A 12142-nucleotide genomic window follows, 5' to 3' on the forward strand; every position below is an offset into this window, starting at 1 on the left:
AACTAGGCGCAATGGTTGCGTTAACTCATTTATGTTTACTTAAATAACTCTTAATTTAAGCGTTTAGGGCTGCAATGGCTTCTCTAATCTTACCATCTAATTCCTCGAACAATTCAGGGTTATCTAAAAGTAGGTTTTTGACCGCATCACGACCTTGACCTAATTTTGTGTCACCATAGCTAAACCATGATCCACTCTTTTTAACAATTTCGTATTCTACACCTAAGTCAATTACTTCACCAACTTTAGAAATACCTTCACCGTACATAATATCGAACTCAGTAGTACGGAAAGGTGGTGCTACCTTATTCTTTACAACCTTAACTCTGGTCTTATTACCCTTAACATTACCGTCTGTATCTTTTATTTGTGTAGACCTTCTTATATCTAAACGAACAGATGCATAAAATTTAAGTGCATTACCACCAGTAGTTGTTTCTGGGTTACCGAACATTACACCAATTTTTTCACGTAATTGGTTAATGAATATTACAGTACAATTTGTTTTACTGATAGAACCGGTAAGTTTTCTTAATGCCTGAGACATTAAACGCGCATGAAGACCCATTTTAGAATCTCCCATTTCACCTTCGATCTCACTTTTTGGTGTTAAGGCAGCAACAGAATCGACAACAACGATATCTATAGCTCCTGATCTAATCAGGTTATCTGCAATTTCTAAAGCTTGCTCACCATTATCTGGCTGAGAAATAATTAGGTTATCAATATCTACACCTAATTTTTCAGCATAAAAACGATCAAAGGCATGTTCTGCATCTATAAATGCTGCAATACCTCCATTTTTTTGTGCTTCTGCAATTGCATGTAAGGTAAGGGTTGTTTTACCTGAAGATTCTGGTCCGTAAATTTCAATTACACGACCTCTTGGGTAACCACCTACGCCTAATGCTATATCTAAACCTAAAGAGCCAGAAGGTATCACTTCAACATCTGCAACAACACTATCTCCCAGTTTCATTACAGCGCCCTTACCGTAGGTTTTATCCATCTTGTCAAGGGTCAACTTTAATGCTTTTAATTTTGCTTCTTTTTCAGAACTCATTCTCTATTTTTTTGGAAAGCTAAATTACCAAATCTTTTTTGAATTGAACAATATTGAAATGATTACGCAACCATTTTAATTAATCGCTATCTTTTATTAAATACAAGTTACTTAATTGGTTGTCAATCGCTTTTTTTAGTGTAAGCGATTATAGGTGGTTATCTCCTTCATGTATGTTTTTCGAGAATGCTATGAAAAAGAGAAGAATGGAATAACCAATAAAGAGTCTTGCTATAATCAAGGCTCTTTTTTTATGAGTTAATGTGGTTAACCTTAATAAAATAGGTGGGTTTTTCAATATTATAACTATTTTTGCCATTCAAAATTTTTCTATAAACTTTCTGCCTAAGGGCAGACTTAAATTATTAGTATAGCATGCAACTGTACAATACGTTAAGTGCAATAGAAAGAGCAGCTTTAATTGAAGAAGCAGGTAAGGAGCGCCTTACTATCTCTTTCTATACCTATGCACACATTGGTAATACCAACATTTTTAGAAATCACCTTTTTATCAACTGGAACGAGATGGATGTTCTTGGGAGAATTTATGTTGCTCATGAGGGCATTAACGCCCAACTTTCTGTGCCAGCTGAAAATTTTAATGTTTTCAAGGAACATTTAGATAGCATTTCATTTTTAGAGAATGTGCGACTTAATATTGCCATTGAGCAAGACAACCTTTCGTTTTTGAAGTTGAAAGTGAAAGTGCGTAAGAAAATTGTAGCAGACGGATTGGAGGATAATTCTTTTGATGTTACTAATAAAGGTATACACGTTGGTGCAGAAAAGTTCAATGAGCTTATTGAAGATCCAGATACCGTTCTGGTAGATATGCGTAATCACTATGAAAGTGAAATTGGTCATTTTAAAAATGCTGTTACACCAGATGTAGATACATTTAGAGATTCCCTAGATATAATTGAAAGAGATTTAGCCGATTATAAAAAGGATAAAAAACTGGTCATGTATTGTACTGGTGGAATTCGATGTGAAAAAGCCAGTGCGTATTACAAACACAAAGGCTTTGAGCAGGTGTATCAATTAGAAGGAGGTATTATTGAATATACCAGACAAGTAGAAAAGATTAATCTTGAAAATAAATTTAAGGGTAAAAACTTTGTATTTGACCATAGAAGGGGAGAGCGTATTAGTGATGATGTAATTGCTAATTGTCATCAATGTGGCCAGCCGTGCGATGACCATGTAAATTGCGCCAACGAAGCTTGTCATCTTTTATTCATTCAATGTAAATCTTGTGCAGAAAAAATGAACAATTGCTGTTCAGATGCATGTAAAGAAGTACATGAGCTGCCATATGAGGAGCAAAAAGCTTTACGAAAAGGAAAAGTGGTCAGTAATAAGATTTTCAAAAAAGGACGATCAGAAGTATTAAAATTTAAAAAATAAACATCTCGTCATTATCAGATTTAAGATATTGAACTAGATAATTGAACATAAAAAAACAGCGTAAATCGCTGTTTTTTTATGTTCTTGAAATACTCTTGGGTTATTGCCAATGTCGCTATTTAAAACCATCAGCGCTAATTTCACTTTTATTTCACATTAAAAAAACTGTATCTTTACCTATAAGTTTTTTATGAACCTTTTTTGGTGAATTTTATATAATTCAACCAAACCAATATATATAATATGAGTTGTAGTAGTTGTTCTACCGGTAAGGATGGACAACCAAAGGGATGCAAGAATAACGGTACTTGCGGTACAGATGGTTGCAATAAACTGACAGTTTTTGACTGGCTTTCAAATATGTCGCTCCCTAATGGGGAACGACCATTCGATTTTGTTGAAGTAAGATTTAAAAATAGTAGAAAAGAGTTTTTTAGAAATACAGAGAACCTCTCACTTTCCATTGGCGATATAGTTGCCACACAAGCACAATCTGGTCATGACATTGGCATGGTTACCTTAACGGGAGAGCTTGTACGTGTTCAAATGAAGCGAAAGAAAGTGTCTTTCACTGATGAGGAAGCACCTAAGGTTTACAGAAAAGCGAGTCAGAAAGACATTGATATTTGGCAGAAATGTAGAGACAGAGAAGAAGAAATTAAGAAAAGAGCACGTGAAATTGCTATTATCTTAAAGCTTCAAATGAAAATTTCTGATGTGGAATTTCAAGGTGATGGATCAAAAGCTACTTTTTACTATACGGCAGATGAACGTGTAGATTTTCGTCAGCTGATAAAAGATATGGCAAAAGCTTTCGGTATTCGTATTGAAATGCGCCAAATTGGGTATCGACAAGAAGCACAGAGACTTGGTGGTATAGGTTCTTGTGGTAGAGAGCTATGTTGTTCAACATGGTTAACGGATTTTAGATCGGTTAGTACTTCTGCAGCACGTTACCAACAGTTATCTTTGAATCCGCAAAAGCTTGCAGGTCAGTGTGGTAAATTAAAGTGTTGTTTAAATTATGAGTTAGATGTGTATTTAGACGCATTAAAGGATTTTCCTTCTCAAGACACCAAATTGTTTACTGAAAAGGGACTCGCTTTTTGTCAGAAAACCGATATTTTTAAAGAAATGCTATGGTTCTCATATAAAGAAGACCCGGGTAACTGGCATGTGCTTTCTAAAGATCAGGTAAACGAAATTTTAGCAAAAAACAAGAAAAAAGAAAAAGTTTCTAGTTTGGAGATGTACGCAATGGAAGTTGTCGTAGAAGAAAAAGTAGTGTTTGAGAATGTTGTTGGTCAAGATAGCCTTACCCGTTTTGATAAGCCTAAAGGTGGAGGAAATAGAAATAAAAACAGGAATAAGAACAAGAACAGAAACCGTAACAAGAATAAGAACAAGAATAGAAATCGTAACAGAAATCAAAAGAAAGATGCGTAGTATATTTTGTTGTTTATTAGCACTTGTGCTATTTGCTTCTTGTGACAGCAATATTATTAAAACTGAATACCAAACCTTAGAAGATGGGGTGTGGAACAAAGACAATGTTCTTGAATTCACCCTTTCTAAAATGGACACCGTTGCACCACATGATATCTTTATCAATGTTCGTAACGATAATACTTTTCCTTATAGCAACTTATTTATAATTGCAGCACTGACTACGCCAGAGGGCGAAGTAACTAAAGATACATTAGAGTATGCAATGTCATTGCCAGATGGTACTTGGCTTGGTAAGGGTAGAGGTAGTATCAAGGAAAATAAATTATGGTATAAAGAAAACATCGTTTTTTCATCTTCTGGCGTATATACTATAGAGGTATCACAAGCGATGCGTAAAAATGGTAATGTTTCTGGAATTATTGGTCTAGAAGGTATTACAGATGTAGGTATAGAAGTAACAAAAAGCACCCCGTAAACAATGGCAAAACAGGTAAAGAAAAAAACAACGAATAGTTTTTCAAAATTCATTTTATGGTTTTGGATTTTGTTTGCATCGGGTATTGCTATTGTGGCTTTGATATTTTTATCGGCTTCCTGGGGATTGTTCGGTGAGTTGCCGCCTTATGAATATTTAGAAAATCCGCAGACAAACTTGGCATCACAAATCATCTCTTCTGATGGTAATTTGCTGGGTAAGTTCTATTTGGATGATAACCGTACCGATGTAAAATTTGACGAATTGCCTGATAACTTGGTAAATGCCTTGATTGCAACTGAAGATGCACGTTTTCAAGATCACTCTGGTATTGATGCAAGAGGTACCCTTAGAGCATTTGCTTATTTGGGAAGTAAAGGTGGAGCAAGTACTATTTCACAGCAATTAGCACGTCAGCTTTTTGTAGGTGTTCGTTCTAGAAATAAGTTTGAAACAATTCAGCAGAAGATTAAAGAGTGGGTTTTAGCTATACGGTTAGAGCGTAGTTATACTAAAGAAGAAATTATTAGTATGTACTTTAATATTTATGATTTTGGAAATAATGCCGATGGTATACGTTCTGCTGCACGTATTTATTTCGGTAAAGAACCAAAAGATCTTAAAATTGAAGAGTCTGCCATGTTGGTGGGCATGTTTAAGAACTCATCACTTTTTAACCCTATGCGTAGGGAAGAAATGGTTAAAAATCGTAGAGATGTTGTTCTTGCACAAATGGCAAAATACGATTACATCTCTGAAGTAGAGAAAGACTCCCTACAGGCTATGAAGATGGATATCAATTATAATCCAGAAACACATAGCGTAGGTTTGGCTACTTACTTTAGAATGTACTTACAGCGTTTTATGAAAGATTGGATAAATAAGAATCCAAAACCTGCGATAGGTGATGAACCAGATAAGTATAATCTGTATTTAGACGGACTCAAAATCTACACGACCATAGATTCTAAAATGCAGGCAAATGCAGAAGAAGCGGTTAACGAGCACATGACAAAATTACAAGCTGAATTTTTTCATCAAAATACTCCGGATAGAAATAAGACCGCTCCTTTCTTAGATATTACTTCAGAAGAGACAAAGAAAATCATGGAACGCGCCATGAAAAATTCTGAACGTTGGAAAATTATGAAGGCTGCAGGAAAATCTGAAAAGGAGATTCGCGAGTCGTTTGATAAAAAGACCGAAATGACGGTTTTTGATTGGAAGAGCCCTACTAAAGAAAAAGATACTATTCTTACTCCACGAGATTCCATCCGTTATTATAAAGCCTTTCTAAGAACTGCAATGATGTCTATGGAACCACAAACGGGTCATGTAAAAGCTTGGGTTGGAGGTATCAATTACAAGCATTTTCAGTATGACAATGTTATACAAGGAGCAAGGCAGGCAGGTTCTACTTTTAAACCTTTCGTTTATGCAGCAGCAATAGATCAATTACGATTATCACCCTGCGAAACTCGCCCAGATACGCAATATTGTATTGAAGCAGGTAAGCATGGTAATGTTGAGCCATGGTGTCCAAGAAATTCTAACCTTAAGTACTCAGGTAATAGCTATACGCTTAAAAAGGCATTAGCAAACTCTGTAAATACGGTTACAGCACAATTAATAGATGAGGTTGGTCCAAAATCTGTTGTTAGCATGGTGCGTAACTTAGGCTTAAGCGGAGATATTCTAGAAGTACCTTCAATTGCATTGGGTACCGTAGATGTTAATGTGTATGAAATGGTGGGTGCCTATGGTGCCTTTGCCAATCAAGGTGTTTATGTAAAGCCTGTAATGGTAACTCGTATAGAAAATAAAGATGGTACCGTTTTATATGAATATGTGCCAGAGACTAAAGATGTGTTGAGTAAAGATGTTTCTTACGCTATTTTAGATTTAATGAAAGGTGTTACTCAAGGCGGTTCTGGTACTCGTTTACGTACTACCGGTTATAATAAATGGAGACCAGAGTATGATGAAATTATTACTGGCTATCCTTATAAATTGACTAACCCTATAGCTGGTAAAACAGGTACAACACAAAACAATAGTGATGGTTGGTTTATGGGTATGGTTCCTAATCTAGTTACCGGTGTTTGGGTAGGCGGGGAAGAAAGAGCTGTTCACTTTAAAAGCATTACTTACGGACAAGGAGCATCTATGGCATTACCTATTTGGGGCTTGTACATGACTAAGAATTACGCTGATGAAGAACTAGGTATTTCTAAAGAAGATTTTGAACGACCAAGTAATATGTCTATTGAAATAAATTGCGAGAAATTTACCGAAGGTGTTGAAGAAGATAGTGATATTGAAGATGATCTAGAAGATTTAGATTTCTAGAGAATATTTTACAGTGATTTAAAAAAGGTCTTAGCGAATGCTAAGACCTTTTTTATTTTATCCCGTTTATAATCGGTATTTTAGTAACAAGATAATTAACGACAAAATGATACGTAAAACAGTAACAAATGTAACCGAAGCTTTAGCGGGTGTACAAGACGGAATGACCTTTATGCTAGGTGGCTTCGGGCTTTGTGGTATTCCTGAAAATGCCATTAGTGAATTAGTAAGATTAGGAGTAAAGGACATTACCTGTATTTCTAATAATGCGGGAGTAGACGATTTTGGCTTGGGGTTATTGTTGCATCAACATCAAATTAAAAAAATGGTGTCTTCCTATGTAGGGGAGAATGATGAATTTGAACGACAAATGTTAAGCGGTGAATTAGAAGTGGAACTAACCCCACAAGGTACACTTGCAGAAAAGTGTAGGGCTGCACAAGCAGGTTTTCCTGCATTTTATACTCCAGCAGGTTACGGTACCGAAGTTGCGGAAGGAAAAGAAGTAAGAGAGTTCAATGGTAAAATGCATATTCTAGAAGAAGCCTTTAAGGCAGATTTTTCTTTTGTAAAAGCTTGGAAAGGTGATGCTGCCGGTAACCTCATTTTTAAAGGAACGGCAAGAAATTTTAATCCGTGTATGTGTGGCGGGGCGACAATTACTGTGGCTGAGGTTGAAGAGTTGGTGCCAGAAGGTGAATTAGACCCTAACGAAATACATATTCCAGGAATATTTGTGCAGCGCATTTTTCAAGGAAAAGATTACGAGAAAAGAATAGAACAAAGAACTGTACGTCAAAAATAAGCGCATGTTAGATAAAAACGGAATTGCAAAAAGAATTGCACAAGAGGTAGAAGACGGCTATTATGTAAATCTGGGTATTGGTATTCCCACCTTGGTGGCTAATTATGTACGTGATGATATAAGTGTTGAATTTCAAAGTGAAAACGGAATTTTGGGTATGGGTCCTTTTCCTATAGAAGGGGAGGAAGATGCAGATTTGATAAATGCCGGCAAACAAACCATTACCGCTTTGCCTGGTGCATCTTTCTTTGACTCTGCTACTAGTTTTGCCATGATCAGAGGTAAACATGTAGATTTGACTATTCTGGGCGCTATGGAGGTCTCAGAGAACGGTGATATTGCCAATTGGAAGATTCCCGGTAAAATGGTAAAAGGTATGGGTGGTGCAATGGATCTTGTTGCTTCTGCAGAAAATATAATAGTGGCTATGATGCATACCAATAGGGCAGGTAAATCTAAACTTTTAAAAAGGTGTAGTCTACCACTAACAGGGGTTGGTTGCGTTAAAAAGATTGTTACCAATTTAGCCGTGTTAGAAGTAACGGAAGATGGATTCTTATTGTTAGAGCGCGCACCTGGTGTAACAGTAGATGAAATTAAAGCAGCAACTGATGGTCGTTTAATTATAAAAGGTGAGGTTTTAGAAATGTCGGTTTAATTGGTTGAGGTTATTCATCGGTTAAATGGGTTTTTTATTTTTTTCACAACAGGTTACATTCAGTATACAACATTTATTATCAAAATTTTGAAGAACAGATGTATCTTTATCACTCAATTAAACCCATAACCTATTAATTACTTAACCGTCATGAATTCTCAAATTAACCACACAGCAAACGAACATAAAGTACAAGTTTATAGAAATGACTTTTTTAGTGGATTCTTAAGACTTACTAAAAAGTTATTTATGTTATAAATTACTTTCAAGATTTTTAAAAAAAAGAGCGACTTATTAAGTCGCTCTTTTTTTTTGGACTATTTTGAAATAAGCCTTTTAGTTTTTTATAAAATGCTTTGATGAACTAACTTCTCTAGGTTCACCACATTTTTATTTAGTTTTACCACAAATACTTTATTGTAAGAAAAAGACTACATATATTTGAAGTGTAATAAAAAGTGAATCCCAAATCGCTTTTGAAACTTAACCTAAAATGAAGTATTTATTTAGTTGCCTAATCTTGTTGGTACTTGTTACCTCGTGTTCAAAAATTGAAGAAAATGACGATCCTATAATTGGTATTTGGAACCACACCGTTAAAACGGCCACCAATACAAATAAGATGGTTATTGATAATGAAGAATGGATATTTAATGATGTCTACCTAGGTAGATTTCACGGTTATAAAGATGGACAAGTAGTTTACCTAACAGATTTTAACTGGAGTGTTAATGGTGACGTATATATAGTAAGCTACCCAGGCACTGATTTTCCCGATGATTTAGTAAAAATGCAAGAAACTGAAGAAGGCACTATTCTCATGAGAACTGAGGGTAAAATCTTTGCAGAGAAACAATAATAAGTTCGCAATTGAAAAATGCCCACGAACAAAAGTATTACCGCTTATAGGTAATGCAAAGAACAGATAAGTTATCAAATCAACCTTTTTATAATATTTCCCCCGATTAGGAGCAAAGTAATTTGCTCCTTTTTTTATTTTAGGGGTATGGAACTTAAATTTAAATTGTGTTCTCTTAACGACCTTGAGAAATTAAGGCTTATTTCTGAACAAACTTTTGTAACTGCTTTTGAAAAAGATAATGACCCTGTTGATTTCAAGAATTATATTGATAAAGCTTTTGCCCTTGAAAAAATTAAAGAAGAACTATTAAACAGCAATAGCGATTTCTATTTTGTATATCAAAATAGTAAGATTATTGGTTATTTTAAACTTAATGTTGGTGACGCTCAATCAGAAGTGATCGCTGATGAAAGTATAGAACTTGAACGTATATATGTTTTAGCTCAATATCAAGGAAAAGGTTTAGGAAAATGTTTCTTAGATTATATTAAGAATTTGGCTTTGAACAAGAGCAAAAAAAAGCTCTGGTTGGGCGTTTGGGAACATAATACTGCTGCTATACAATTTTACGAACGTGAAGGCTTTGTTAAATTTGATACTCATCCTTATTATATTGGAGAAGATGAGCAAACAGATTGGTTAATGGGTTATGATTTAAGTAACTTGTAGTTTCAAACCAACACTTATGAAGTTATATTATTTTACTTTTTTTGCACTCATGGTTTTTTTAAACCTAAATGCTCAAGATTACTACTTTCCTGAAAGAAATGCAGACTGGGAAGTCAAATCACCTAAAGATTTTAAAATTAAAGACGCAGCTTTAAAGCAAGCTGTAGATTTTGCAGAAACTAATGAATATTCTGGTTCTAGAGACTTACGTATTGCCATTGTTAAAGGATTTGAAAAGGAACCATTCCATAAAATATTAGGTCCAACGAAGAAGCGTGGCGGTCCTGCAGGTATGATTCTTAAAAATGGATATGTTGTTGCCCAATGGGGAGATACTAAAAGGGTTGATATGACCTTTAGCGTAACCAAGAGTTTTTTGAGTACCATGGCTGGTCTTGCTGAAGATGAAGGTTTAATTACCGACACTAAAAATTTAGTAGGAGATTATATCTGGGACGGTACTTTTGACGGTGCACATAATTCTAAAATTACATGGGAGCATTTGTTACAACAAAACTCCGCTTGGTCTGGCGAGCTTTGGGGAGGAAAAGATTGGGCAGATAGACCACCAAGTGAAGGTGGTATAGATGATTGGAAATTGGCAACACCTAAAGCACCAGGTACAGTTATGGAGTATAATGATGTTCGTGTTAATGTTTTGGCATATTCACTTACCCATGTTTGGCGTAAACCTATGCCATTGGTATTAAAAGAGAAAATCATGGATAAAATTGACGCGTCTTCTACCTGGCGTTGGTTTGGTTATGATGATGCATGGACAGAAATTGACGGTCTACAAATGAAATCTGTAACCGGTGGTGGTCACTCAGGTGCAGGTATCTTTATCAGTGCTGAAGATATGGCACGCTTTGGTATGTTGTTTTTAAATAATGGTAAGTGGAAGAATGAAAGATTAATCTCTGAAGATTGGATTAAAAAGGCAACTACACCATCAATACCTAATGCTAATTATGGGTATATGTGGTGGTTAAATAAGAAAGGTGCTAGACATTGGGAAGGACTATCTGAAAACATTTATTATGCTGCCGGTTTTGGTGGTAATTTCATTATCATAGATAAAGAAAATGATGTTGTCGTGGTTACTCGCTGGTTAGAGCCTAGTAAAGTTAGCGAGTTTATAACCAAGGTAAATGCTGCTTTTTAACAATACCCTTTAGAGCTTGCATAAAATCTCTACTGCTTGCTCTAAGGTTTCTTTCTTTTTGGCGAAACAAAAGCGTAGCATGTAATCATTTCTATTTTCAACGTTAAAAGAAGAGATAGGAATAGATGCTATGCCGTTTTCTGTAATTAAGCGCTTTCCAATAACTTCATCTTTGTCCATAGAAATTTGCGTGTAATCTAATAATTGAAAATAGGTTCCTTGACAAGGTTTGAACTTAAATTTGGACGATTTTATTCCATCTAGAAAGAAATCTCGTTTTTCTTGGTAAAAATTGTTCAAATCTAAATAGTGTGATGGGTGCTTTAGATAATTAGCCAATGCACGTTGTACCGGATGGTCTACACAAAACACAGCAAATTGATGTACTTTTCTAAATTCGGACATCAATTCAATAGGAGCTACGCAATAGCCCATTTTCCAACCCGTTACATGAAACGTTTTCCCAAAAGAAGCACAGACAAAACTTCTATTGGCTAAATCTGGAAATCGTGAAGCACTTTCATGAACTTGTCCATCAAAAGTAATATGCTCATAAACCTCGTCGCTCAAAAGAATGATATTGGTGGGTTTTAATATCTTTTCTAACTGGTCCATATCGGATTTTGTTAGAACGGTACAAGTGGGGTTGTGGGGTGTATTTATAATAACCATTTTGGTTTTATCGGTAATCTTAGTTTCAAAGGCTGACCAATCTATTTTATAATCTGGGGCATCTAATTGGACATATACAGGTATTCCTCCATTTAACGTAATTGCGGGCTCATAACAATCGTAGGCTGGTTTTATAACAATTACCTCATCACCTTTGTTGATAAAGGCTGTAATGGCGGTAAAAATAGCTTGAGTGGCACCTACAGTTATAGTTACTTCATCAGCGGGAGAATAAGTACGTTGATGTAACGATGCTATTTTCTCGGAAATGACTTCCCTAAGACCATAAAACCCTTGCATGGGTGCATATTGATTATGACCTGCTATTAGTGCATCATTGACCATAGACTTTAATTTTTCGTCAGCCTTAAAATTTGGAAAACCTTGAGATAGGTCAATAGCATGATGCTTTCTAGCAAGATTACCTACTGTAGTGAATATTGTTGTCTTTACATCTGGTAGTTTAGATGTACTTATATGCTGTTCATAGTCCATAGTAGTAAATGTATGAATTTTAAATACGGACATGAAAAAAAGCCCAGTCATATGACTGGGCTTTTCAATTTTA

11 protein-coding genes are annotated in these 12142 nt (G+C 35.4%); 9 read left to right on the plus strand and 2 right to left on the minus strand.

Translation table 11 applies throughout. The features are described from left to right. Positions 1-55: 55 nt before the first annotated feature. On the minus strand, positions 56-1063 hold the full coding sequence (recA, locus tag PXD56_RS01175) for a recombinase RecA (RefSeq protein ID WP_276491528.1): 1008 nt from the start codon (positions 1061-1063) through the stop codon (positions 56-58). 375 nt (positions 1064-1438) lie between these two features. Between recA and trhO the strand changes: the two genes are divergently transcribed. The 9 genes from trhO to PXD56_RS01220 all read left to right on the plus strand — a co-directional run bounded on the left by trhO (position 1439) and on the right by PXD56_RS01220 (position 10902). Beyond that, complete coding sequence (gene trhO, locus PXD56_RS01180; protein ID WP_276491529.1) at positions 1439-2470, plus strand: oxygen-dependent tRNA uridine(34) hydroxylase TrhO; 1032 nt, start codon at positions 1439-1441, stop codon at positions 2468-2470. Between the two features lie 243 nt (positions 2471-2713). Then, positions 2714-3916 carry a PSP1 domain-containing protein gene (locus PXD56_RS01185; protein ID WP_036151068.1) on the plus strand — a complete coding sequence of 401 codons (1203 nt, stop codon included), beginning with the start codon at positions 2714-2716 and terminating at the stop codon, positions 3914-3916. After that, positions 3909-4394 (plus strand): gliding motility lipoprotein GldH, encoded by a 486-nt coding sequence (locus PXD56_RS01190; RefSeq protein WP_276491530.1) that lies wholly within the window; start codon positions 3909-3911, stop codon positions 4392-4394. Before PXD56_RS01185 ends, PXD56_RS01190 begins: the two co-directional genes overlap by 8 nt. A gap of 3 nt (positions 4395-4397) precedes the next feature. Further along, positions 4398-6743, plus strand: a complete 2346-nt coding sequence (locus PXD56_RS01195) for a transglycosylase domain-containing protein (protein WP_276491531.1) — start codon at positions 4398-4400, stop codon at positions 6741-6743. Between the two features lie 106 nt (positions 6744-6849). Continuing rightward, a complete protein-coding gene (locus PXD56_RS01200) occupies positions 6850-7548 on the plus strand; it encodes a CoA transferase subunit A (protein WP_276491532.1) in 699 nt (232 codons plus the stop codon). Positions 7549-7552: 4 nt separating this feature from the next. Next, on the plus strand, positions 7553-8206 hold the full coding sequence (locus PXD56_RS01205) for a CoA transferase subunit B (protein WP_276491533.1): 654 nt from the start codon (positions 7553-7555) through the stop codon (positions 8204-8206). A gap of 493 nt (positions 8207-8699) precedes the next feature. Beyond that, entirely contained in the window at positions 8700-9065 is a 366-nt protein-coding gene (locus tag PXD56_RS01210) for a hypothetical protein (RefSeq protein ID WP_276491534.1), read from the plus strand. A 147-nt stretch (positions 9066-9212) separates the two neighbouring features. Continuing rightward, positions 9213-9737 (plus strand): GNAT family N-acetyltransferase, encoded by a 525-nt coding sequence (locus PXD56_RS01215; RefSeq protein WP_276491536.1) that lies wholly within the window; start codon positions 9213-9215, stop codon positions 9735-9737. 16 nt (positions 9738-9753) lie between these two features. Then, positions 9754-10902 (plus strand): serine hydrolase domain-containing protein, encoded by a 1149-nt coding sequence (locus PXD56_RS01220; RefSeq protein ID WP_276491537.1) that lies wholly within the window; start codon positions 9754-9756, stop codon positions 10900-10902. Positions 10903-10911: 9 nt separating this feature from the next. Here PXD56_RS01220 and PXD56_RS01225 read toward each other — a convergent pair whose 3' ends face one another. Further along, entirely contained in the window at positions 10912-12120 is a 1209-nt protein-coding gene (locus PXD56_RS01225) for a methionine aminotransferase (RefSeq protein ID WP_338088430.1), read from the minus strand. Positions 12121-12142 lie beyond the last annotated feature (22 nt).

Source organism: Maribacter zhoushanensis (genome assembly GCF_029350975.1).
Classification (GTDB): domain Bacteria; phylum Bacteroidota; class Bacteroidia; order Flavobacteriales; family Flavobacteriaceae; genus Maribacter; species Maribacter zhoushanensis.

Coding starts and splice junctions, on each gene's coding strand:
- recA (WP_276491528.1), bottom strand. CDS start 1,063: ATGAGTTCTGAAAAAGAAGCAAAATTAAAAGCATTAAAGTTGACCCTT.
- trhO (WP_276491529.1), top strand. CDS start 1,439: ATGCAACTGTACAATACGTTAAGTGCAATAGAAAGAGCAGCTTTAATT.
- PXD56_RS01185 (WP_036151068.1), top strand. CDS start 2,714: ATGAGTTGTAGTAGTTGTTCTACCGGTAAGGATGGACAACCAAAGGGA.
- PXD56_RS01190 (WP_276491530.1), top strand. CDS start 3,909: ATGCGTAGTATATTTTGTTGTTTATTAGCACTTGTGCTATTTGCTTCT.
- PXD56_RS01195 (WP_276491531.1), top strand. CDS start 4,398: ATGGCAAAACAGGTAAAGAAAAAAACAACGAATAGTTTTTCAAAATTC.
- PXD56_RS01200 (WP_276491532.1), top strand. CDS start 6,850: ATGATACGTAAAACAGTAACAAATGTAACCGAAGCTTTAGCGGGTGTA.
- PXD56_RS01205 (WP_276491533.1), top strand. CDS start 7,553: ATGTTAGATAAAAACGGAATTGCAAAAAGAATTGCACAAGAGGTAGAA.
- PXD56_RS01210 (WP_276491534.1), top strand. CDS start 8,700: ATGAAGTATTTATTTAGTTGCCTAATCTTGTTGGTACTTGTTACCTCG.
- PXD56_RS01215 (WP_276491536.1), top strand. CDS start 9,213: ATGGAACTTAAATTTAAATTGTGTTCTCTTAACGACCTTGAGAAATTA.
- PXD56_RS01220 (WP_276491537.1), top strand. CDS start 9,754: ATGAAGTTATATTATTTTACTTTTTTTGCACTCATGGTTTTTTTAAAC.
- PXD56_RS01225 (WP_338088430.1), bottom strand. CDS start 12,120: ATGACTGGGCTTTTTTTCATGTCCGTATTTAAAATTCATACATTTACT.